This is a genomic window from Pseudonocardia sp. Ae150A_Ps1, assembly GCF_001932315.1.
Lineage (GTDB): Bacteria > Actinomycetota > Actinomycetes > Mycobacteriales > Pseudonocardiaceae > Pseudonocardia.
Window position 1 is genome coordinate 1,811,445 of record NZ_MCIJ01000001.1, and the last position, 21,900, is coordinate 1,833,344.

At 73.8% G+C, this 21,900-nt stretch carries 18 protein-coding genes; 11 read left to right on the forward strand and 7 right to left on the reverse strand.

The features are described from left to right. Window positions 1–46: 46 nt before the first annotated feature. Window positions 47–886: a (2Fe-2S)-binding protein gene (locus Ae150APs1_RS08180; protein WP_212567176.1), complete on the reverse strand. Its 840-nt coding sequence runs from the start codon at window positions 884–886 to the stop codon at window positions 47–49. Between the two features lie 529 nt (window positions 887–1,415). On the opposite strand from Ae150APs1_RS08180, the gene gltB reads away from it, so the two are divergent. Together gltB and Ae150APs1_RS08190 are read left to right on the forward strand one after the other, a co-directional pair. Further along, the gene (gene gltB, locus Ae150APs1_RS08185) at window positions 1,416–5,966 is read left to right on the forward strand and encodes a glutamate synthase large subunit (protein WP_075301843.1); all 4,551 of its coding nucleotides are present in this window, start codon (window positions 1,416–1,418) and stop codon (window positions 5,964–5,966) included. After that, window positions 5,959–7,410: a glutamate synthase subunit beta gene (locus Ae150APs1_RS08190; protein ID WP_010230413.1), complete on the forward strand. Its 1,452-nt coding sequence runs from the start codon at window positions 5,959–5,961 to the stop codon at window positions 7,408–7,410. Before gltB ends, Ae150APs1_RS08190 begins: the two co-directional genes overlap by 8 nt. 62 nt (window positions 7,411–7,472) lie before the next feature. Here the strand turns inward: Ae150APs1_RS08190 and Ae150APs1_RS08195 are convergent, their stop codons facing one another. Both Ae150APs1_RS08195 and Ae150APs1_RS08200 read right to left on the reverse strand, forming a co-directional pair. Further along, the gene (locus Ae150APs1_RS08195; RefSeq protein WP_010230410.1) at window positions 7,473–7,727 is read right to left on the reverse strand and encodes a hypothetical protein; all 255 of its coding nucleotides are present in this window, start codon (window positions 7,725–7,727) and stop codon (window positions 7,473–7,475) included. Between the two features lie 311 nt (window positions 7,728–8,038). Further along, window positions 8,039–8,668 (reverse strand): VTT domain-containing protein, encoded by a 630-nt coding sequence (locus tag Ae150APs1_RS08200; protein ID WP_010230407.1) that lies wholly within the window; start codon window positions 8,666–8,668, stop codon window positions 8,039–8,041. 165 nt (window positions 8,669–8,833) lie between these two features. Here Ae150APs1_RS08200 and Ae150APs1_RS08205 point away from each other — a divergent pair, with 165 nt between their 5' ends. Next, entirely contained in the window at window positions 8,834–10,234 is a 1,401-nt protein-coding gene (locus Ae150APs1_RS08205) for a DUF2188 domain-containing protein (protein ID WP_075296752.1), read from the forward strand. 54 nt (window positions 10,235–10,288) lie between these two features. Here Ae150APs1_RS08205 and Ae150APs1_RS08210 read toward each other — a convergent pair whose 3' ends face one another. Continuing rightward, on the reverse strand, window positions 10,289–11,449 hold the full coding sequence (locus tag Ae150APs1_RS08210; protein ID WP_075296753.1) for a PIN domain-containing protein: 1,161 nt from the start codon (window positions 11,447–11,449) through the stop codon (window positions 10,289–10,291). A gap of 54 nt (window positions 11,450–11,503) precedes the next feature. On the opposite strand from Ae150APs1_RS08210, the gene Ae150APs1_RS08215 reads away from it, so the two are divergent. The 4 genes from Ae150APs1_RS08215 to Ae150APs1_RS08230 all read left to right on the forward strand — a co-directional run bounded on the left by Ae150APs1_RS08215 (window position 11,504) and on the right by Ae150APs1_RS08230 (window position 14,414). Beyond that, complete coding sequence (locus Ae150APs1_RS08215; protein WP_075296754.1) at window positions 11,504–12,079, forward strand: maleylpyruvate isomerase N-terminal domain-containing protein; 576 nt, start codon at window positions 11,504–11,506, stop codon at window positions 12,077–12,079. 100 nt (window positions 12,080–12,179) lie between these two features. Continuing rightward, entirely contained in the window at window positions 12,180–12,620 is a 441-nt protein-coding gene (locus Ae150APs1_RS08220) for a hypothetical protein (RefSeq protein ID WP_060575205.1), read from the forward strand. Then, window positions 12,617–13,627 carry a nitroreductase family protein gene (locus tag Ae150APs1_RS08225; RefSeq protein ID WP_083679997.1) on the forward strand — a complete coding sequence of 337 codons (1,011 nt, stop codon included), beginning with the start codon at window positions 12,617–12,619 and terminating at the stop codon, window positions 13,625–13,627. Before Ae150APs1_RS08220 ends, Ae150APs1_RS08225 begins: the two co-directional genes overlap by 4 nt. 133 nt (window positions 13,628–13,760) lie before the next feature. Then, complete coding sequence (locus Ae150APs1_RS08230; RefSeq protein WP_010240103.1) at window positions 13,761–14,414, forward strand: response regulator transcription factor; 654 nt, start codon at window positions 13,761–13,763, stop codon at window positions 14,412–14,414. A gap of 3 nt (window positions 14,415–14,417) precedes the next feature. Here the strand turns inward: Ae150APs1_RS08230 and Ae150APs1_RS08235 are convergent, their stop codons facing one another. Beyond that, window positions 14,418–16,055, reverse strand: coding sequence for a GAF domain-containing protein (locus Ae150APs1_RS08235; protein WP_075296756.1), 1,638 nt, complete (start codon window positions 16,053–16,055; stop codon window positions 14,418–14,420). 178 nt (window positions 16,056–16,233) lie between these two features. On the opposite strand from Ae150APs1_RS08235, the gene Ae150APs1_RS08240 reads away from it, so the two are divergent. From Ae150APs1_RS08240 to Ae150APs1_RS08255, 4 genes are all read left to right on the forward strand, one after another. After that, window positions 16,234–17,247: a nitroreductase gene (locus Ae150APs1_RS08240; protein WP_010240107.1), complete on the forward strand. Its 1,014-nt coding sequence runs from the start codon at window positions 16,234–16,236 to the stop codon at window positions 17,245–17,247. A 175-nt stretch (window positions 17,248–17,422) separates the two neighbouring features. Then, the gene (locus Ae150APs1_RS08245) at window positions 17,423–18,841 is read left to right on the forward strand and encodes a cytochrome ubiquinol oxidase subunit I (RefSeq protein ID WP_060575203.1); all 1,419 of its coding nucleotides are present in this window, start codon (window positions 17,423–17,425) and stop codon (window positions 18,839–18,841) included. 13 nt (window positions 18,842–18,854) lie between these two features. Further along, window positions 18,855–19,871 carry a cytochrome d ubiquinol oxidase subunit II gene (gene cydB / locus Ae150APs1_RS08250; RefSeq protein ID WP_075296758.1) on the forward strand — a complete coding sequence of 339 codons (1,017 nt, stop codon included), beginning with the start codon at window positions 18,855–18,857 and terminating at the stop codon, window positions 19,869–19,871. 91 nt (window positions 19,872–19,962) lie between these two features. Then, window positions 19,963–20,385, forward strand: coding sequence for a VOC family protein (locus tag Ae150APs1_RS08255; protein WP_075301845.1), 423 nt, complete (start codon window positions 19,963–19,965; stop codon window positions 20,383–20,385). A gap of 71 nt (window positions 20,386–20,456) precedes the next feature. On the opposite strand, the gene modA is transcribed toward Ae150APs1_RS08255, so the two are convergent. Together modA and Ae150APs1_RS08265 are read right to left on the reverse strand one after the other, a co-directional pair. Beyond that, window positions 20,457–21,257, reverse strand: coding sequence for a molybdate ABC transporter substrate-binding protein (gene modA / locus Ae150APs1_RS08260; RefSeq protein WP_083679998.1), 801 nt, complete (start codon window positions 21,255–21,257; stop codon window positions 20,457–20,459). A 186-nt stretch (window positions 21,258–21,443) separates the two neighbouring features. Beyond that, window positions 21,444–21,851 carry a RidA family protein gene (locus tag Ae150APs1_RS08265; protein WP_060575201.1) on the reverse strand — a complete coding sequence of 136 codons (408 nt, stop codon included), beginning with the start codon at window positions 21,849–21,851 and terminating at the stop codon, window positions 21,444–21,446. Window positions 21,852–21,900 lie beyond the last annotated feature (49 nt).

Sequence of the window (21,900 nt, forward strand, 5' to 3'; positions counted from 1 at the left end):
CCCGCACGCGAGCTCCCCGCACGGCCGGACGGCGCCCCGGGCCCCGTCAGCCCCGTCCGGCGAGGACGCAGTCGCCGCAGGTGCCACCGCCGGGCACCCGGACGTAGAGGCAGCAGGAGCGACGGTGGAAGGTCCACCCGGCGTCGCCGGCGGGCCGGGACAGGCGCCCGGTGGCCCCGTCCGGCAGCGGACCGGCCAGCCCGGGGTGCCCGACCAGGGCGTCGAGCAGCGCGAGGAACGCGGGCCGGTCCTCCGGCCGCGCGGTGTCCATCACCCGGGCCGCCCCGGCGATCGCGGAGACGACGTTGCCGCGCAGGACCCGCTCCGACACCGACACCCGGGCACCGACGGCCGCGTAGAGCGGTTCGAGGTGGGTGCCGGCGAGCTCCCGGGCCAGCAGACCGGCGGCGCCGTGCGGGTCGGTGCGGGCGTCCGGGGTCACGACGGCGACCGGCTCCGCGGGCAGGGCGGGTGCCCACGGGTCGTCGGCACCGGGGTCGCGGTGCAGGTCGCCCAGCGACGGCAGCACCCCGTGCAGCGCGACGGCGGCGAACGGCATCGACACCAGCCGGGCCGCCATCCCCTGCACCGCGATCGACGCCGCGACCCGCCGGTCGGTGCGCAGGGCGGCGGCCACCTGGTCGATCCGCGCCGACAGCGGGTCGGCCCCGGCACCGGGCGGCGCGTGGAGCTCGTCCCAGCGGCGCGGCCCGGTCCCGCCGGCACCCGCGCGGGCGGACCGGCCGGGCGACGGGACCGCGGCGCCGGCCGGCAGCAGGCCGACGGCGAACCACGGGCCGATCCGGGCGACGTCGGCGAGCACCGCCGCGATCGTCGTCCGATCAGGTGACGCCGACATGGCTCGGCCGGGCGCGGGTAGGTCCATCGCGGCCACTCTCCCCCGGCGGGGCCGGATCCGCCGCACCGTTGCGGTAACGGATCGGGCACGCGCAGCGATACCCTCGGCACGAGACCCCTCCCGTCGGATGGTCACGCGTCGCTCACCGTCCGGACACAGGACGGCAACGTCGCCCTGGTCGGATGGCCAGCGATCCACATCACGGGCCCGGGGCCCGATCATCAGTAGCGCGTCCGGGCGGCGGCATGCGACTCTGTGCTCTCGCCAGACCGCACTCGCCGGGGTGTGCGGTCGAACCGTGCCGCAGGGTTTTGGCCGGGTACTGACAACCAGCGCCCGGCCGCTCGTCGTGCCCGGAGGACAACGTCCGTCGGTCACCCGCCCGGCGGCACGGTGCACCTGAACGGCCCACTTCGCACGCCCCGTACCAGAGCAGCGCTGTATTCTGAGAACCCTTTCGGACCGCAGCGAGCTGCCTGGTCCCGGGTCGTCCGATGCGGGTGGCAGAGGTGCACCGAGACGACAGGAGGAGCAGTTGGCCGCGATCAGTGACCAGATGCGTCGCCCCTCGCCCGGTGGTCTGTACGCCGCCGATCACGAGCACGACGCCTGCGGTGTGGCCATGTTGGCCGACGTCACCGGCAAGCGCGACCACTCCATCGTGCAGAAGGCCATCGAGGCCCTGCTGCGACTGGAGCACCGTGGAGCGCGCGGGTCCGAGCACAACACCGGTGACGGTGCGGGGATCCTGATCCAGGTACCCGACGAGTTCTACCGCGAGGTCACCGACTTCGAGCTGCCCGCGGCCGGTGCGTACGCCACCGGCATCGCGATGCTCCCGCAGGACCCGGAGGCCGCCGAGGCGGCGGTCCGGGCGATCGACGGGCTGGCCGCCGAGGAGAACCTGACGGTGCTGGGCTGGCGCGAGCTGCCCACCGACCCGGACGCGGCCGACCTCGGCCCGACGGCGCTCGCCGCGATGCCGATCTTCCGGCAGCTGTTCGTCGGCGGCGCCGAGCTGACCGGCGACGACCCCGCGGGCGCGCCGAGCGGCATCGAGCTGGAGCGTCGCGCGTTCTGCCTGCGCAAGCGGGTCGAGCACGGGCACGACACCTACTTCGCGTCGCTGTCGCCGCGCACCGTCATCTACAAGGGCATGCTCGCCGAGCCGCAGGTCGCCGCGTTCTACCCGGACCTGACCGACGAGCGCGTCACCTCGGCCCTGGCCGTCGTGCACTCGCGGTTCTCGACGAACACGTTCCCGGCGTGGCCGCTGGCCCACCCGTTCCGCTACGTCGCGCACAACGGTGAGATCAACACCCTGCGCGGGAACCGGAACTGGATGGCGGCCCGCGAGGCGCTGCTGGAGTCCGCGAACCTGCCGGGCGACCTGTACCGGCTGACCCCGATCGTCACCCCGGACGCGTCGGACTCGGCCACCTTCGACGAGGTCCTCGAGCTGCTCCACCTGTCCGGGCGCAGCCTGCCGCATGCGGTGCTGATGATGATCCCGGAGGCCTGGGAGCACAACACCGAGATGGGCGCCGCCCGCCGGGCGTTCTACGAGTACCACTCCACGCTGATGGAGCCCTGGGACGGACCGGCCCTGGTCGCCTTCACCGACGGCACCCAGATCGGTGCGGTCCTCGACCGCAACGGCCTGCGGCCCGCCCGGTACTGGGTCACCGAGGACGGGCTCGTCGTGCTGGCCTCCGAGGTCGGCGTGCTCGACGTCGAGCCGGACAAGGTGGTCCGCAAGGGCCGTCTCGAGCCGGGCCGGATGTTCCTCATCGACACCGAGCGCGGCAAGATCGTCGACGACGACGAGGTCAAGGGCGAGCTGGCGGCCGAGCACCCCTACGAGGAGTGGCTGCACGCCGGCCTCATCCGCCTCGAGGAGCTCCCCGACCGGCACCGGGAGCCCCCGACCCACCAGGCGCTCACACTGCGCCAGCAGGCGTCCGGGTACACCGAGGAGGAGCTCAACGTCGTCCTCCGCCCGATGGCCGTCGGCGGCGCCGAGCCGATCGGCTCCATGGGCAACGACGCGCCGCTCGCCGCGATCTCCGAGCGCCCGCGCCAGCTCTACGACTACTTCATCCAGCTCTTCGCGCAGGTCACGAACCCGCCGCTGGACGCGATCCGCGAGGAGCTCGTCACCTCGCTGTTCAGCCAGCTCGGGCCCGAGCAGAACCTGCTCGACGCGACCCCGGCGCACTGCCGGACCGTCGTCGTGCCGTTCCCGGTGCTCACCAACGACGACCTCGCGAAGATCGTCCATATCAACGACGACCGGGAGTTCCCCGGCTTCGCCTCGCACGTCGTGCAGGGGACCTTCCTCGCGAAGGACGGCGGCAAGGGCCTGCTGTCCCGGCTCGCCGAGATCAAGCAGGAGGTGTCCCGCGCGATCGAGGGCGGCGCCCGCCTGATCGTGCTGTCCCAGCGCGGGGTCGACGCCGAGCACGCGCAGATCCCGTCCCTGCTGCTGACCGGCGCGGTCCACCACCACCTCGTCCGGGAGCGCTCGCGCACCCGGGTGGGCCTGGTCGTCGAGTCCGCGGACGCCCGCGAGGTCCACCACGTCGCGCTGCTGCTGGGCTACGGCGCCTCCGCGGTGAACCCGTACCTGGCGATGGCCACGGTCGAGGACCTCGCCGAGCGGGGCGACATCCCCGGCGTCGACGGCCGGACCGCGGCGAAGAACCTGGTCAAGGCGCTCGGCAAGGGCGTCCGCAAGACCATGTCGAAGATGGGTGTCTCGACCGTCGCGTCCTACACCGGCGCGCAGATCTTCGAGGCCGTCGGCCTGGGGCAGGACGTCGTCGACGCCTGCTTCACCGGCACCACCTCCCGCCTCGGCGGCGTCGGCTTCGACGTCCTCGCCGAGGAGGTGCTGGCCCACCACCGGCGCGCCTACCCGTCCGACGACGTCCGCGCGTCGCACCGGGCCCTGGCGGTCGGCGGCGAGTACCAGTGGCGCCGCGAGGGCGAGCTGCACCTGTTCAACCCGCAGACCGTCTTCAAGCTGCAGCACTCGACCCGATCCGGCCAGTACGACGTCTTCAAGGAGTACACGAAGGCCGTCGACGAGCAGGCGAAGCGGCTGATGACGCTGCGCGGCCTGTTCGGCTTCAAGGAGGGGCTGCGGGCCCCGGTGCCGATCGACGAGGTCGAGTCCATCGAGTCGATCATGACCCGGTTCGCCACCGGCGCGATCTCCTACGGCTCCATCTCGCAGGAGATGCACGAGACCCTGGCGATCGCCATGAACCGCATCGGCGGGCGCTCGAACACCGGTGAGGGCGGGGAGGACCCGGACCGCTTCACCCCGGACCCGAACGGCGACTCCCGCCGCAGCGCCGTCAAGCAGGCGGCGTCCGGCCGGTTCGGCGTCACGTCCGAGTACCTGGTCAACGCCGACGACATCCAGATCAAGATCGCGCAGGGCGCCAAGCCCGGCGAGGGCGGTCAGCTGCCGGGCGGCAAGGTCTACCCGTGGATCGCGACCACCCGGTACTCGACACCGGGTGTCGGCCTCATCTCGCCGCCACCGCACCACGACATCTACTCGATCGAGGACATCAAGCAGCTCATCCACGACCTGAAGAACGCCAACCCGCGGGCCCGCATCCACGTGAAGCTGGTGTCCCAGGTCGGCGTCGGGACCGTGGCGGCCGGCGTGTCCAAGGCGCACTCCGACGTCGTGCTCATCTCGGGCCACGACGGCGGCACCGGCGCCTCGCCGCTGTCCTCGATCAAGCACGCGGGCGGCCCCTGGGAGCTCGGCCTGGCCGAGACCCAGCAGACGCTGATGGCCAACAACCTGCGTGACCGGATCACGGTGCAGGCCGACGGCCAGCTCAAGACCGGCCGCGACGTCGTCATCGCGGCGCTGCTCGGCGCCGAGGAGTTCGGTTTCGCGACCGCCCCGCTCGTCGTGTCGGGCTGCATCATGATGCGCGTCTGTCACCTGGACACCTGTCCGGTCGGCGTCGCGACCCAGAACCCGGAGCTGCGCAAGAAGTTCGACGGCAAGGCCGAGTACGTCGTCAACTTCATGCGGTTCGTCGCCGAGGAGGTGCGGGAGTACCTGGCCGAGCTGGGCTTCCGCTCCATCGACGAGGCGATCGGCCGGGCCGACGTGCTCGACGTCGACACCGCCGCGCAGCACTGGAAGTCGAAGCAGCTCGACCTGTCCCCGATCTTCGAGGTCGGTGACCACGGCGACGACGTGCCGCGCAAGCGGACCCGCGAGCAGGACCACGGCCTGGACAAGGCGCTGGACAACACCATGATCCAGCTGGCCGAGGGCGCGTTGCGCAACGGCGACCAGGTCACGCTGGACCTGCCGGTGCGCAACGTGAACCGCACCGTCGGCACCATGCTCGGGTCCGAGCTGACCCGGGCGCACGGCGGCAAGGGCCTGCCGGACGGCACGATCGACATCACGCTCACCGGCGCGGCCGGCCAGAGCTTCGGTGCCTTCGTGCCCAAGGGGATCACCCTGCGGCTGGTCGGTGACACGAACGACTACTTCGGCAAGGGCCTGTCGGGCGGACGCCTGACCCTGCGGCCGGACCCGTCGGCGCCGTTCCCCGCCGAGGAGAACGTCATTGCCGGCAACGTCATCGGCTACGGCGCCACCTCGGGCGAGATGTTCATCCGGGGCGTCGTCGGCGAGCGGTTCTGCGTGCGGAACTCCGGCGCGGTCGCCGTCGTCGAGGGCGTGGGCGACCACGGCTGCGAGTACATGACGGGCGGTCAGGTGGTCGTGCTCGGCCGGACCGGGCGCAACTTCGCGGCCGGCATGTCCGGCGGCGTGGCCTACGTGCTGGACGTGGACAAGAACCGGGTCAACCCGGAGATGGTGGACCTCGACCCGCTCGGTGAGGACGACCGCGCCATCCTGCGGGACCGCGTCGAGCGGCACCACGCCGAGACCGGCTCCGCGGTGGCGCACGCCCTGCTCACCGACTGGGACGCCGCGGTGGAGCGGTTCGGCAAGGTCATGCCCAAGGACTACAAGCGCGTGCTGCTCGCGACGGAGAACGCCGAGCGCGAGGGGCGCGACGTGAACCAGGCAATCATGGAGGCTGCTCATGGGTGACCCGAAGGGCTTCATGACGACCCGCCGGGAGACCCCGACCCGGCGACCGGTGGACCTGCGCCTGATGGACTGGCGCGAGGTCTACGAGGACTTCCCCCGCCAGAGCCTGGAGAAGCAGGCCGGGCGCTGCATGAACTGCGGCATCCCGTTCTGTCACCAGGGCTGTCCGCTGGGGAACCTCATCCCCGAGTGGAACGACCTCGTCTACCGCAAGGACTGGCGGGAGGCGACCGAGCGGCTGCACGCCACCAACAACTTCCCGGAGTTCACCGGGACGCTGTGCCCCGCGCCCTGCGAGGCGGCGTGCGTGCTCGCGATCAACGACGACGCCGTCACCATCAAGCAGGTCGAGATCGAGATCATCGACCGCGCGTGGGACGAGGGCTGGGTGACCCCGCAGGTGCCCGCGGCGAAGACCGGCAAGAAGGTCGCCGTCGTCGGGTCCGGGCCGGCCGGGCTGGCCGCCGCCCAGCAGCTCACCCGTGCCGGGCACGACGTCGTCGTGTTCGAGCGGGCGGACCGCATCGGCGGGCTGCTGCGCTACGGCATCCCCGAGTTCAAGATGGAGAAGTCGCGGCTCGACAGGCGGCTGGAGCAGATGGTCGCCGAGGGCACCCACTTCCGGGCCTCGGTCGACGTCGGCACCGACGTGACCGTCGAGCAGCTGCGGGCCGACTTCGACGCGGTCGTCCTCGCGGGCGGCGCGACGGCGTGGCGCGACATCCCCGCCGACGGCCGTGACGCCGAGGGCGTCTACCAGGCGATGGAGTTCCTGCCGTGGGCCAACCACGTGCAGCAGGGCGACATGGACGCGCCCCCGATCTCCGCCGAGGGCAAGGACGTCGTGATCATCGGTGGCGGTGACACCGGCGCCGACTGCCTGGGCACCTCGCACCGCCAGGGTGCGCGCTCGGTGACCCAGCTGGAGATCATGCCGACGCCGCCGGAGGACCGCACCGCGGGCATGCCCTGGCCGACCTACCCGATGGTCTACCGGGTGTCCTCGGCCCACGAGGAGGGCGGCGAGCGGCTGTTCTCGGTCAACACGACCGAGTTCGTGAAGGACGCCGACGGCAGGCTCGCCGGCATCCGGATCGTCGAGGTCAAGCGCGGCGACAACGGCTTCGAGCCGGTCGAGGGCACCGAGCAGGAGCTCCCCGCGCAGCTGGTGCTGCTGGCGATGGGCTTCGTCGGCCCGGAGAAGGGCCGGCTCCTGACCGACCTGGAGGTCGAGCTCGACGGGCGCGGCAACGTCGCCCGCGACGAGACCTACATGTCGTCCGCGGACGGCGTGTTCGTCGCCGGCGACATCGGCCGCGGGCAGTCGCTCATCGTGTGGGCGATCTCCGAGGGCCGTTCCGCGGCCGCCGGGGTGGACACCTACCTGACCGGCCGCACCGTGCTCCCGCGGCCGATCGACCCGACGGACCGCCAGATCGGCTGAGCGCCCGCCACACGGATCCGAATGAGTCCGGGCCCGGCCGCACACCGCGGCCGGGCCCGGACTCATTCCACGAGCTCCAGGTCGAACGCGTCGTCACCGATCCAGATCCGGAGACCGTCCGCGTCGTCGGTGACGTAGCCGTCCTCCTCCTCACCGAGCTCGCGGATGGCGCCCAGGGCGCGGCGGCCGAACTCGACGACCCCGTCCCCGGCGTCGACCGGCCGGTACTCGCGGGCGAGCAGGGCCGTCCGGCACGCGGTGGCCAGCCAGGCCGCGTTCGCCGTGCCGACCTCGGCCCGCCATCGTGACTCGCGCATCCAGCGAGTATGAACCGGATCACCCCCGCCCGTCGCCACCCGACGACCGGCGATCGCACCGAAACGGTCCACATCGGCCTCCGGTCGTCGTCACGGCCCCGTCCGTCGCGGACGCGATGCCGCTCGCGGTCGAACCCGGAACGACCGCCACCCGCACCACAACCCGGGGCGCTCTCGTGCGTTGAACCGTGCGACCGGCACCTGCAGAACCGGGAGCCCCTGTCGGTGCCGGGCACCATCGGGACATCGGGTACCGCGAGTCCGCTCGCGGGCCCGGTGCCCGGTGGTGTAACTCGTGGGGCGGCGCCGGGTCAGCGGCCCGCGAGCGCCGGGACCGGCCGTGCGGACCCGTGAGCCCGCCGCCGCAGCGTCCGCACCCGGCTCGCCACCCAGAACAGCGACGCCGTCACCACGGCCAGCACCCCGCCCGCCAGCACGCACAGCAGCGGGTTGCCGCCGGTCACCGGACCGAGCGCGAGCCCGATCGCGAGCATGTACGACGCCCACAGCACCGAGCTCACGGCCGACCCGGCCAGGAACGGGCGCAGACCCAGCCCCAGCCGTCCGGCCGCGGCACAGCCGGCCAGGCGCCCGCCGGGCAGGAACCGGGCTGCCGCGAGCACCGTCACCGGACGCCGGGCGAGGTTCTCCCGGACCCAGCGCACCGCCGGACGGTCGTCGGTGTCGGCGGAGCGCGGGAGCAACCGGTGCGAGCCACGGCCGAGCGCGTGCACGGCGAGGTCACCCGTCATCGAGCCGACGACCGCGGCGAGGACGAGGCCCACCACCATCGGCACGTCACCGGACACGCCCGCCGTCGCCGTCGCCGTCATCAGGACGGTCTCGCTCGGCAGCACCGGCATCGGCCCGTCCACCGCGATCATCAGGACCAGGGCGGGGATCAGCCACGCGCTGTGCAGTACCGCCGTGACCAGCTCCACCCGAGGGACCTCCGTGTCCGGTGCGTCGTCCCACGACCCTCGCAGATCCCACACACGGCGTAACGGGGGCATCCCCCCCGGGCTCCGCGATGAGTTCCGTTGCTCGTCCCGGTCTGATCGGGTGAGTGCCACGGACCGGCCGTGGCCCGCCCCCGGAGGTACGTCATGTCCGCGCCGTCGGCCACCCGCCCGTCCGTCTCCCCCGCGCTGCACCGGACGCTGTGGGTGCTGCAGATCCTGCTGGGCCTGTTCATCGTGGTCGCCTCCGCCGCACCCAAGCTCGTCGGCGAGGCCTCCGCGGTGCAGATCTTCACCGACATCGGGATCGGCCAGTGGCTCCGCTACCTCGTCGGGGTGCTGGAGCTCGCCGGCGGGATCGGCCTGATGACCAGGCGGTACGCCGGCCCCGCCGCGGTCGGCCTGGTCCTGCTCATGATCGGCGCGGCGCTCACGCAGGCGTTCGTGCTGCACGGCGGAGCGCTGGTGCTGACCCCGGTCGTGCTCGGCGTGCTGTTCGGCCTCGTCGCCGCCGGCCGCCGGCCGCCGGGAGACCCTCACCACGAAGCGCTGACCAGCGTTTACCCGTCGTGCGACGGGGACCCCCCCGACCGACACGGGCGCTCCGGCGCCGTTCCGCAGTCTTCCCAGAGGAGAGAACCCGCCATGGCCGACCGCCACGTGAAGCCGGTCGACGACGGCTGGACCGTCGAGAAGCAGAACGCCCAGCGCCCGAGCGCCAAGGCCGGCACCCAGGCCGAGGCGATCACCAGGGCGGTGGAGATCATCGCGAAGGACGGCGGCGGCAACCTCGTCGTGTACGGCACCGACGGCTCGGTCCGCGAGCGCCGCTCGGTGGAAGCCTGCTCGGACGCCACCACCGGCACCGCGGCCAGGGCGACCGCCTCCGCGACCGGGACCGCGGCCGCGGACACGGCGGCCAAGGCCGCCGACACCGCAGGCCGCGCGGCGGACGAGATCGGTTCCGACACCGCCACCACCGCCCGGAAGGTCGCCGGCGAGACGCGCAGCGCCGCGGCGAAGGCCGGTGACACGGCGAAGACCGGCGCCGAGCAGGTCGCAGCGGAGGCGCGCAAGGTCTCCGACAACGGCAAGAAGCCGGAGAACGCCGGCCGGGACGCCGCCGACGCGGCGAAGGCCACCGGCGAGCGTCTGGCGGGCACCGCCTCCCGCACCGGACGTCAGGTCGCCGGGGAGGCCACCGCCTCGGCGGAGCGTTCCGCGGCGACGCTGCGGTCCGTCGCCGGCGAGGGCGCGGACACCGCGGTGCGCAGCGCGGACCGGGCCGCCCGGGTCGGTGAGCGCGTCGAGGACGACCTCGACGACACCGGTGCCCGGCTGGCGCGCAAGCTGCACGACGACGGTGAGCGCGCCGCCGTCCGCCTCGACGAGTTCGCCCTCCGCCTCTACCGGCCGCTGAACCCGATCCGGTTCGGCAGCCGGGTCGCCGCCGGCGCGGTGGCGACCGCGTTCGGCGTGACCGGCGCCGTCACCTCCCGTGCCGGCAAGCTCTTCCAGAGCGGCACCCGCAAGGCCACCGGCCGCTGACCCCGGCCCCGTCGGCCCCGCCCCGCAGAACGTCCGGGGCGGGGCCGGACCATGTCAGGGGGCGGGGCTGATCACGTAGTCGCCGACGTCGTCGCGCCACTCCATCTGGATCAGGTCCCGGGCCCTGGCGGCCTTCGCGAACGACAGGAAGCTGCCGAAGCCGAACCGCTTCTCCGAGAAGTCGGGCACCCGCTTGCGGAGCTGGTCCTTCAGCCCGGACAGCTGCGGCGGTCCGCCGGCCGCGCTCAGGTCCCGCACGACGCCGACGAGCAGCGCGAACGCGTCCTGGTCGGCGTCGGGGTCGTCGGGCACCGTGACCTCGGGGTCGCCCTGCGCCGACCCGGCGGCCAGCGACAGCGCGCCCTGCGTCTCCAGGTGGCGCAGCAGCTCGCCGAACCCGCGGAACCCGTGGTCGGCCTCGTCGAAGGTGGGGTCCTTGCGGAGGATCGCCCGCTTCAGCCGGGACGCGAGGACCGGGCCGTCGGCGTGCCGGGCCAGGCCGGCCAGGGTGCTGACCACCAGGCCGTCGACGTCGCGTTCCTCGGCCCCGGTCGTCGCGGTCTCCTCGGTGGCGTCGGAGAACGTGAGACCGAACGGGTTCTGGTCCCGCTCGGGTGCGGCCGGGGCCCCGGCCGGCGCCGGGGCCGCGGCGGCCACGGGCTCGGCGGCCGCCGCCGCGGCGGGCGGGCGCGCCGTGCCCCGCCTGCGGCGCTGCGGAGCGGGCTCACGGCTCGGTTCCAGGCCGGGCAACCGGTCGTAGAACAGGAACTCGTCGCAGGCCGGCGGCAGCAGTGCCGACGTCGAGGACTGCACCCCGATCCCGATCACCCGCTTGTCCAGCTCGCGGAGCTTGTGCATCAGCGGGGTGAAGTCGGAGTCGCCGGTGGCGATCGCGAACGTCGTCACGAACTCGCGCTCGTAGGCGAGCTCGATCGCGTCGACGGCGAGCTTGATGTCGGCCGCGTTCTTCCGCGAGCCACCGATCCGCTGCGGGATCTCGATGAGCTCGACCTGGGCGCGGGCCATCAGGCGGCGGTCCTCGTCGAACGCCGACCAGTCCGCGTAGGCGCGGCGCACCACCACCCGGCCCCGTTCGGCGAGTGCGTCGGCGACCGGGCCGAAGTCGAAGGGGACGACACCGAGCCCGTCCCGGGCGCCGATCGCGAGGTTCTCGTAGTCGAGCAGCAGGGCGATGCGTTCGTCCTCGTGGGCCACCGCGGAAGACTAATCCCGGTGCACCGCCGGGGACCGGCCGGGAGACTGCACGTCATGCGAGCGGAGGACGTCGAGCAGGCGGTCGTGGTCATGACGGAGGCGCTGCGCGGGACCGACGACGCCGACTGGTCGGCCCCGGCCGGGCCGCTCGAGTGGTCGTGCCGGGACACCGCCGTGCACGTCGCCGACGACCTGTTCGGCTACGCCGCGCAGGTCGCCGTCGCGCCGACGGGTGACTACCCGCCGTTCGAGCTCACGGTCCCCGCCGCGGCGTCGGTCGACGGCCTGCTCCTGGTGGTGGAGACCGGCGGGGCGATGCTCGCGTCGGTGGTCCGCACGGCGCCGCCCGGCGTCCGCGGCTGGCACCCCTACGGCGACGGCGACGCCTGCGGTTTCGCCGCGATGGGCGTGGTCGAGGTGCTGGTGCACACCCACGACATCACCCGCGGGCTGGGCGTCGGCTGGACCATGCCGGCCCCGCTGTGCCGCGGTGTGCTCGCCCGCCTCTGGCCGGACACCGACCCGGGCGACGACCCGGCGGCGACACTGCTGCACCGGACCGGCCGGGCACCACTGAACGGGGTCCCACCGCCGTCGCGGTGGCGGTGGTACGGCGCCCCGCACACCTGATCCGCACGGGGTACTGCGTCCCGGAAATCCGGTGACCGTCGGCCCTCCCCGTCCGCGGCGGATCGGAGCAGACTGGGCCCTCCACCGGAGGAGGAGACCCATGAACTCCCCGCACCCGCCGGCCGGCACCGTCCTCGTCGCGCTCGCCTCTGCCGACCACCGCACCCTGCGCGCGGCCGCCGAGATCGGGCGTGCGCTGGTCGTGCACGGCCACAGCCCGCTGATCGCCGCCGCGGGCGACCTCCCCCCGCTCGACGGGGTGTGCGCCGTCGTCCTCGGCGGGGCCTGGGACCGGCCGTGGGCGCGCCTGGCCGCCCACCGCTTCCTGCACCACGACGACGACCTGCTGCGCGACCGTCCACTCTGGATGTTCGATGCCAACCCGCGCACCGGTCCCGGTCGGCACCCGCACCCGGTGCCCCCGGCAGGGGTGGAACTGCGGGGACCCGTGCAGGGGCCGGAGGCGGCCGGCTGGGGGCCGTGGGCGTCGGCGATCGCCGGCGAGCTCGCCGGGACGGGCACCCCGGTGGGCGCGTCGTGACCAGGCCCGGGGTCCCGGGGCCGACCCCACCCCGCCCGGGTGTCGTCCGGCAGGCGGTCGCCACCGCGCTCATGGCACCCTCGGTGCACAACAGCCAGCCGTGGCGCTGGCGGATCGGCGCCGACCGCATCGAGCTGTACGGCGACCCGGACCGGCGGCTGCCCTTCACCGATCCCGACGGCCGCGACCTGCTGGTCAGCTGCGGCAGCGCGCTCTCCCACCTGCACGTCGCCCTGGCCGCGGCGGACGTCGGGCACGAGACGCTGCGCTTCCCCACCGACGACCGCCACCATCTGGCCACGGTCCGTCTCACCGGCGGACCACCGGACCTGGCCGCGCGCGCCGACCGCGTCCTCGCGCCCGCCATCGCGGTCCGGCGCAGCGACCGCCGGCCCTTCACCGACGGTGAGCTCGCCCCGCACACCCGCGCCGCGCTCGGCCTCCGCGCCGCCCGCTACGGCGTCGCCCTGCACGCCGTGACGGGGACGGCGGCCCGCGAACAGCTCGCGGAGCTGGAGCGGGAGGCCGCCCGCGACGCCCGCCGTCGGCCCGGTCAGGCCGCGGAGCTGCTGGTCTGGACGCACCGCTACGCCGGCTCCCGCGACGGCGTGCGGGCCTCGTCGGTCCCGGCGGGCACACTCCGGACGGCCGGGGACGATCTCGCCGTCCGCTTCCCGCCCGGGTCGTTGCCGGTGGACCCGCTCGCCCACGACCGGGCCACGATCCTCGTGCTCAGCACCCCCGCGGACGACGACGAGGCCCGGCTCGCGGCCGGGGAGGCCGGCGGCGCGCTGCTGCTGGCCGCCACCCGGGCGGGCCTCGCGACCTGCCCGCTGACCCGGATCCTGGAGACCAGGGCGACCCGGGCGGCGCTGGCGTCGCGGGTGCTGCGCACCCCCGACCACGCCCAGCTGCTGATCAGGATCGGGCGCGCCCCGGACGACCGGGAGCTCCCGGCCACCCCACGCCGCCGCCTCTCCGACGTGCTGGTGCACGGTCACCCCTGAGCGCGGCCAGGCAGCGGGGTGAGGCCGGACACGGACCTTCGGCCCGCCCGGCCGGGCCGTCCGGACGGCACCCGTCCCGGCGGCCGGCGGATAGTCTCGGGCCCGACGGGGACGACGGCGTGCGGAGGCGATCGTGACGATCTCGGTGTTCCTGCTCGACGACCACGAGATCGTGCGCCGCGGACTGGCCCAGCTGCTCGAGCTCGAGGACGACATCGAGGTCGTCGGGGAGGCCGCCACCGCCTCCCAGGCCACGGTGCGGCTGCCCGCGCTGCGGCCGGACGTCGCGATCCTCGACGTCCGGCTCCCCGACGGCGACGGCGTCAGCGTCTGCCGCGACGTCCGGTCGGCGGTCACCCCGCCCCCGGCCTGCCTGATGCTGACCTCGTACGCCGACGACGAGGCCCTGTTCGGCGCGATCATGGCCGGTGCGTCGGGCTACCTGCTCAAGCAGGTGGCCGGGGTCGATCTCGTCGGCGCGGTCCGCACGGTCGCCGCGGGCGGCTCGCTGCTCGACCCGAAGGCGACGGCCGCGGTGCTGGAGCGGCTGCGCCGCGGCGACACCGCCACGCAGTCCGACCCCCGCTACGAGTCGCTGAGCCCGCAGGAGCAGCGGATCCTCGAGCTGATCGCGGACGGGCTGACCAACCGGCAGATCGGCGGGGAGCTGCACCTGGCGGAGAAGACCGTCAAGAACTACGTCTCCTCGATCCTGCACAAGCTCGGCTACGCCCGGCGCACCGAGGCCGCCGTGTACGCCGTCGAACGGCGCCGCGGGCAGCGCTGAGGCTCACGGCAGCGGGACCGTCCACACCAGACGGGTCCCGCCCGTGTCCGGCGTGTCCGCGACGAACGTCCCGTCCAGCTCCACCGCCCGCTCCGCCAGGTTCCGGAGCCCGCTGCGCCGCCCGGTGCCGCCGATCCCCCGACCGTCGTCGACGATCTCGGCGCCGAGCTCGCGGCCGGCCCGCACCGTGACCGTCAGGGTGTGGGCGGCGGCGTGCCGGACGGTGTTCGTCGCCGCTTCCCGCACCACCGCGAGCAGGTGCGTCGCCACGGTCGCCGGGACGAGCGTGTCGACCGGGCCGTCGGTGTGCACCGAGGTCGTCAGCCCCGACTCGGCGGTCGCCTCCGCGACGGTGTCGAGCAGCCTGCGGCGCAGCCCGCCGGGACCGTGCTCGGCCGTCTGCAGGTCGAAGATCGTCGTCCGGATCTCGCGGACGGTGCGGTCCAGCTCGTCGACGGCCTGCTCGACCCGCTCCCGGGCCGGGCCGTCGGCGGTGCGGCGCAGCGTCCCCTGCAGTTTCAGCCCGACCGCGAGCTGCTGCTGGGCGCGGTTCTTCTCCCCCAGCTCCAGGGCCAGCGCGGCCTGGTCGGCGAACGACACCAGCAGTGGCACCTCGGACGGGCGGAACGGTGGGTCCCCCGACCGGCGCTGGGCGATCAGCACCCCGATCACCCGCTCGACGGCACGCATCGGGACGGCGACGGTGGGCCCCGCGGAGCCGCCGTCGGCGGGCGAGTCGAGGAACGCGCGGGGACTGTCGGCGAGCATCGGCTGCAGTCCCTCGACGACGTCGCGCAGCAGGGTCCCGCCGAGGCCGCCCGACGGCCAGGCCCGGCCCGCCGTGGCGCCCTCACGGAACCCGCCGTCGTCGTCGCCGGGGCCCAGCGCGATCAGCGTGCTGTCGGCCCGGCTCAGCTCGAGGCACCGGCGGGCGACGAGCGCGAGCGTGTCCGGCTCGTCGGTACCGGCCAGCACCTCGCCGCGGATCTCGGCGGAAGCCTCCAGCCACTGCTGGCGCAGCAGCCCCTGCTCGAACAGGTCGGCGTTCTGCACCGCGATCCCGGCCGCGGCGGCCAGCGCCTGCAGGATCAGCTCGTCGTCGGCGGTGAACCCGGCGGCCGCCCCGCCCGGCCCGATCTTCTCGGTCAGGTAGATGTTGCCGTAGACGGCCTCCCGCACCCGGATCGGGACGCCGAGGAAGCTGGCCATCGGCGGATGGTTCGGCGGGAAGCCGGACGACGCCGGGTGTGCGGAGAGATCGTCGAGGCGCAGCGGGCGGGGATCCTCGATCAGCTGCCCGAGCAGGCCCTTGCCCTCGGGCGGGCGCCCGAGCGCCGCCCGTGTCGCGTCGTCCAGCCCGACGTCGATGAACCGCGCGATCGAGCCGTCCGGCGCGAGCACGCCGAGCGCTCCGTAGCGGGCGTCCACCAGGTCGACGGCCGACTGGACGATCCGTTCCAGCGTCGCGTCGAGCTCCAGCCCGGCGGCGACGCCGAGCACCGCGTCGAGCAGCCGCTGCATCCGCCTGCGGGTGCCCGCGATCTCGCCCAGCCGGTCCTGCACCTCGCCGATCAGCTGGTCCAGGCGGAGCCCGGACAGCAACCGGGCCAGCTCGCCGGGACCGCTCGCGTTCTCGTCCATCCGGACTCCTCCCGCCGGTACCGAACCTGGCACCGGGCCCGCACGCGCACAAGCGGTCCGGGTGGCCCGGGTATCGCGGGACCTTCGGACCTGACCACCGGGGGCGGCCTGGGACACCATCGACGGCGACCGGGCGGCCTGGCGACGCAGCCGCTGCCGACGTGGGGGAGGGACCGGAATGGACACCACCTGCCACCGCGGGACGGTCACCCGCACGCTCGGGCTCGACGACGGGGCCGTCCACGCGGTACTGGGGCTCGCCACGCGGGCGCCGTCGTTGCACAACAGCCAGCCGTGGCTGTTCCGGCTGCGCCCGGACCGGATCGACCTGCGCGCCGATCCCACTCGCCGGGTCCCGGTCGCCGACCCGGCCGACCGCGAGCTGCGGGTCGGCTGCGGCGCGGCGCTGTTCACCCTCCGGCTGGCGCTCACCGCCGCCGGGGTCCGGCCGCTGGTCAGCCGGTTCCCCGAACCGCACGATCCCGAGCTGGTCGCCGTCGTCCGGCACGGCGGGGCCGTACCGCCGACGACGGTCACGCAGGACCAGCGCCGGATGCTCGAGGCGGTACCGCGCCGGCACACCAACCGGCGGCCGTTCCGGGACACCCCGGTGCCCCGGCCGGTCCGGGCGGCACTGCGCCGGGCCGCGTTCGACGAGGGGGCCTGGCTGGACCTCGTCACCGATCCCGACGACCTCGCCGAGCTGGGCAGGCTCGCCCGGGAGGCGCACCGCAGGCAGTGCGGGGACGCCGCGTTCACCGCCGAGCTCGCGTCCTGGACCGGGCTCGGGAGCGACCGCGACGACGGTGTCCCCGCCCGCGCCGGCGGGCCCTGCCCGCCGCCGAACCAGCCGTGGGTGACGCGGGACTTCGCCGGTGACCGTCATCCCCGCCCGGCGCCCGCGGCCTTCGAGTCCGATCCGCTGATCGCCGTGCTGAGCGTGCACACCGACGGCCCGCGCGAGGAGCTGCGGGCCGGGGAGGCGCTGCAGCGGGTGCTGCTGACGGCGACCGCGGAGGGCCTGTCCGCGTCGTTCCTGTCCCAGCTGGTCGAGGTCCCCGACGTGCGCGAGCGGGTCCGCAGGCTGCTCGGCGGGACCCGCCCGCCCCAGGTCGTGCTGCGGCTCGGGCACGGCGTCCCCGTCCCCGCCACGCCGCGGCGGCGGCCGGAACAGGTCGTCGAACCCGCCTGACCTCCGGTCCCGGGCCCGCGTGGGGGCGGACCCGGGGCCGGTCACCCCGGGACGGAGGTCCCGGCCGGGACCGGCCGTCCGCCCGGTTCGCGATGCCCCGCCACGAACCACGATCGACGGAGCGGGGCCGGCGGACCGGTCCCGCCGGCCGTCCGGAGGGGGCGTCGAGGACGCGATGAACCTGGATCTCGCGCGGTGGCAGTTCGCGATCGTCACCGTCTACCACTTCCTGTTCGTCCCGCTGACGATCGGCCTGTCGCTGCTGGTCGCGAGCATGCAGACGGTCTGGGTCGCCACCGGCGACGAACGCTGGCTGCGCATGACGAAGTTCTGGGGGAAGCTCTTCCTGATCAACTTCGCGATGGGTGTGGTCACCGGCATCGTCCAGGAGTTCCAGTTCGGGATGAACTGGAGCGACTACAGCCGGTTCGTCGGTGACGTGTTCGGCGCGCCGCTCGCGATCGAGGCGCTGCTCGCGTTCTTCCTGGAGTCCACGTTCCTCGGCCTGTGGATCTTCGGATGGGACCGGCTGCCCCGGCGGGTCCACCTGGCCTGCATCTGGCTGGCCGCGATCGGCACCGTGCTGTCGGCGTACTTCATCCTCGCCGCGAACTCCTGGATGCAGCACCCGGTCGGCTTCACGGTGAACCCGGAGTCCGGCCGCGCCGAGCTGAACGACTTCGGCGCGCTGCTCACCAACTCGACCGCGGTCGCCGCGTTCTCCCACACCATCACCGCCTGCCTCGTCACGGCCGGGATGTTCCTCGTCGCCATCAGCGCCTGGAACCTCGCGAAGGACCGCCATCCCGAGGTGTTCCGGCCCTCGGCCCGGGTCGGGCTCTGGACCGTGCTGGTGGCGGGCCTGGGCGTCGTGGTGACCGGCGACCTGCAGGCCCGGCTGATGACCGAGCAGCAGCCGATGAAGATGGCCGCGGCCGAGGCGCTGTGGGACACCGTCGCACCGGCGTCGTTCTCGCTGTTCACGATCGGCACCCCGGACGGGACGCAGGAGCTCTGGAGCCTGCGCGTGCCACGGCTGCTGTCGTTCCTGGCGACCGGCACCTGGGACGGCCAGGTCGAGGGCATCCGCCAGCTCCAGGCGCAGGCGGTGGCGACCTTCGGTCCGGGGCTCTACACGCCCGACATCCCGATGACGTACTGGACGTTCCGGTTCATGATCGGCTTCGGCCTGCTCGCCGGTCTGGTCGCGCTCGTCGGGCTGTGGCTCACCCGCCGTCGCGCCCGCCGGGTGCCCCGCTGGTTCGGCGTCGCGGCACTCGCCGGACTGGTCACCCCGTTCGCCGCGAACTCCGCGGGCTGGATCTTCACCGAGACCGGCAGGCAGCCGTGGGTGGTGTTCGGCGTGCTGCGCACCGCCGACGGCGTCTCCCCCTCGGTCGGCTGGGCGACCGTGCTGACGTCGCTGGTCGTGCTCACCCTGCTCTACGGCGTCCTCGCGGTGGTCGAGGTGGTGCTGCTCGTGCGGGCGGTGAGGGCCGGGCCACCGGCGGCCGGCACCCCGGTGGGCGACGGCGCCCCGGCAGGTCCCGCCCCCGAACCCGACCCGGCCGAGCCGCCGGCCCTGACCTACTGAGGAGGACGCGGTCGTGGAGCTCGTCGACGTGTGGTTCGTACTGATCGCCGTCCTGTGGACGGGGTACCTGTGCCTGGAGGGCTTCGACTTCGGCGTCGGGATGCTGCTGCCCGCGGTGACCCGTGACGAGTACGACCGGAAGGTCGCGCTCGGCACCATCGGGCCGGTCTGGGACGGCAACGAGGTCTGGCTGCTGGTCGCCGGCGGTGCGATGTTCGCGGCGTTCCCGGAGTGGTACGCGAGCCTGTTCTCCGGCTTCTACCTGGCGTTCCTGCTGCTGCTGGTGGCGCTGATCCTGCGGGGGATCGCGCTGGAGTACCGGGGGAAGGAACCGCGCTGGGCGCCGGTGCTCGACCGGATCCTGACCGGGTCATCGCTGGCCGCGGCACTGCTGGTCGGGGTGGCGCTGGCGAACGTCGTACGCGGGGTCCCGCTCGACGCCGACCACGAGTTCACCGGCACCCTGGTCACCCTCCTCAACCCGTACGCCCTGCTCGGCGGGATCACCACGGTGCTGGTGTTCGCGCTGCACGGCGGGGTGTTCCTGGCGCTGAAGACGGACGGCCCGGTCCGGGAGCGGTCCGCCGCCGTCGCGGTGACGGCGGGCGTGCTGGCCGTCACCGCCGGTGGGGTGTTCGGCGTCTGGACCCTGGTCGACGGCGCCCCGCTCTGGGTCCTCGCGCCGGTCGCCGTCGCGGCAGGCGGGCTGGTGGGGGCGACGGTGCTGGTGGCGCGGGGCCGGGAGGGCTGGGCGTTCACCGCGACGACGACGGCGATCGTCGCGGTCGCGGTGACGCTGTTCGGGTCGCTGTACCCGGACGTCCTGCCCTCCACGACCGACCCGGCGTTCTCGCTGACGGTGGACAACGCGTCCTCCACGCCGTACACGCTCACGATCATGACGTGGGTGGCGGCGGTGGTCACGCCGGTCGTGCTCTGCTACCAGGCCTGGACGTTCTGGGTGTTCCGCAGGCGGCTGACCCGCCGGGACTTCGTGGCAGCGGAACCCACGACGCCGGAGGGATCGTGAGCGACCCGACCGATACGCGATCCTGGCGATGCGGCCCCACCGGGGCGGCGTCGATCGTGGCGGACCGATCCGGCGACGAAGGGTGACCACGATGCCCGCTCCCACGCTGACCGCCATCCACCACTTCAGCCCCACGGTGTCCGACATCGACGCCAGCGTCGCCTGGTACGCGACGGTGCTGGGCATGGAGCGGGTCCCGGCGCCGTTCCCGCACCACGGGGACGAGAAGGGTGGCTACGCGGTCCTGCTGATGAACCCGGCCGGCTTCGCCGTCGGTCTGCATCATCACGAGGCCAACCCGGGCGAGACCTACCACGAGAGCCACACCGGGCTCGACCACATCGCGTTCGGGGTGGCGTCCCGGGAGGACCTGGAGGCATGGGCCGCCTGGCTGGACGAGTGCGGGGTCGTCCACAGCGGGGTCGTCGACGCGATCGAGCCGGTGCCCTACTCCGTGATCGTGTTCCGCGATCCGGACGGCATCCAGCTCGAGCTGTTCCACATGGCCGCCTGAGACGGCGCGGGGCGGGCACCGGTGCTCCGGTGCCCGCCCCGCGTCCGTCGTGCGTGGGTGTCAGCCGCGTGTCACGGCGCGCCGAACCCGGCGGTGGTGAGGACCTGCCTGCCCTGCTCACCGTTCACGAAGTCGACCCACTTCTGCGCCAGCTCCGCGTTCTGCGTGTTCTTCAGGACGGTGATCGGGTAGTCGTTCACCGCGTCCGCGGCCTGCGGGAAGTCGACGCCCTGGGCCTGCCCCTTCGACGCCGTCACGTCGGTCTTGTAGACCAGCCCGGCGTCGGCGTTGCCGGTGGTGACCTTCTGGAGGACGGCCTTGACGTCCTGCTCCTCCGACACCGGCGTGATGTCGACGGCCGCCGCCTGCTCGACCTTCTCGGTCGCCGAGCCGCACGGCACCTGCGGCGCGCAGACCACGGTCCGCAGGTCGGGCTTCGTGAGGTCCTGCAGCGACGCGACGGCCTTCGGGTTCTGCGGGGCGACCGCGATCTGCAGCGTGTTCGTCGCGAAGACGGTGGGCTCGGCCTGCTGGTTGCCGGCGTCGGTCACCTTCTTCATGTTGTTCTGGTCGGCCGAGGCGAACACGTCCGCCGGGGCGCCCTGGTTGATCTGCTGGGCCAGGGTCGAGGAGCCGGCGAAGTTGAACGTGACGTCGGTCCCGGGGTTGGCGGCCTCGAACTGCTTCTCCAGCTCCTCGAAGGTGCCGGTCAGCGACGCGGCCGCGAACACGGTGAGGGTCCCGCCCTGGGCCTGGGCGCTCTCCGGGGCGGCGCCGCCACCGGACTCGCCCCCGCCGCAGCCGGCCAGCACGGCCAGCGCGGTCGCGGCGACCGCGGCTCCGGCGACGCGGACAGTGGAACGGATCTTCACGAGGGTCCTCCGGGAGGTCGAACGGTGCGTCGGTGTGCGCGCCGTCCCGGCGGTCCGGGGTGGACGTCGACGGTGACGTCCCCGCCCGGGGCATCCTCCGATGTCCGGAACTGCGGCACGGCGAGGATTATAAGGACGCACACGCCGACCCGCCATGGCCCGGGACCCGCAGATCGTCGTTTCACCTCAGGGCAGGACGGCCACGGCGTCGACCTCGACGAGGTAGCCGGGTGCGGCCAGCGAGGTGACCCCGATCCAGGTGCTCGGCTGCTGGAACTCGACGCCCAGCCTCGCGGCCGCCCGCTCGCGCCCGACGACGAACTGCCCGGCCTTCGCCTCGTCGAGGCCCACGACGTACACGGTGACCTTGGCCAGGTCGGCCGCCGTCGCCCCGACCGCGTCGAGCGCGGCGGCGACGTTGAGGTAGCACTGCTCGGCCTGCGCGGCGACGTCGCCCGGCCCCACGAGCGTGCCCTCGGTGTCCCAGGACACCTGCCCGGCCAGGTACACCGTGCGCGACCCCTGCGCGGTGGCGACCTGGTGGTGGACGTCGACCCGGTTGACCCGCTCGGGATGCACCAGTTCCACGGTCATCGTCGTTCTCCTCTCGGCGTGGACCCGAAACATAACACAACAATGTTAT

Bases quoted from the DNA above. Each gene is read 5' to 3' on its own strand.
- Ae150APs1_RS08240 (WP_010240107.1), top strand. From the start codon at position 16,234: ATGGACACCACCTGCCACCGCGGGACGGTCACCCGCACGCTCGGGCTC.
- Ae150APs1_RS08220 (WP_060575205.1), top strand. From the start codon at position 12,180: ATGAACTCCCCGCACCCGCCGGCCGGCACCGTCCTCGTCGCGCTCGCC.
- Ae150APs1_RS08245 (WP_060575203.1), top strand. From the start codon at position 17,423: ATGAACCTGGATCTCGCGCGGTGGCAGTTCGCGATCGTCACCGTCTAC.
- Ae150APs1_RS08195 (WP_010230410.1), bottom strand. From the start codon at position 7,727: ATGCGCGAGTCACGATGGCGGGCCGAGGTCGGCACGGCGAACGCGGCC.
- gltB (WP_075301843.1), top strand. From the start codon at position 1,416: ATGCGTCGCCCCTCGCCCGGTGGTCTGTACGCCGCCGATCACGAGCAC.
- Ae150APs1_RS08205 (WP_075296752.1), top strand. From the start codon at position 8,834: ATGTCCGCGCCGTCGGCCACCCGCCCGTCCGTCTCCCCCGCGCTGCAC.
- Ae150APs1_RS08235 (WP_075296756.1), bottom strand. From the start codon at position 16,055: ATGGACGAGAACGCGAGCGGTCCCGGCGAGCTGGCCCGGTTGCTGTCC.
- Ae150APs1_RS08215 (WP_075296754.1), top strand. From the start codon at position 11,504: ATGCGAGCGGAGGACGTCGAGCAGGCGGTCGTGGTCATGACGGAGGCG.
- Ae150APs1_RS08265 (WP_060575201.1), bottom strand. From the start codon at position 21,851: ATGACCGTGGAACTGGTGCATCCCGAGCGGGTCAACCGGGTCGACGTC.
- Ae150APs1_RS08180 (WP_212567176.1), bottom strand. From the start codon at position 886: ATGGACCTACCCGCGCCCGGCCGAGCCATGTCGGCGTCACCTGATCGG.
- Ae150APs1_RS08190 (WP_010230413.1), top strand. From the start codon at position 5,959: ATGGGTGACCCGAAGGGCTTCATGACGACCCGCCGGGAGACCCCGACC.
- Ae150APs1_RS08255 (WP_075301845.1), top strand. From the start codon at position 19,963: ATGCCCGCTCCCACGCTGACCGCCATCCACCACTTCAGCCCCACGGTG.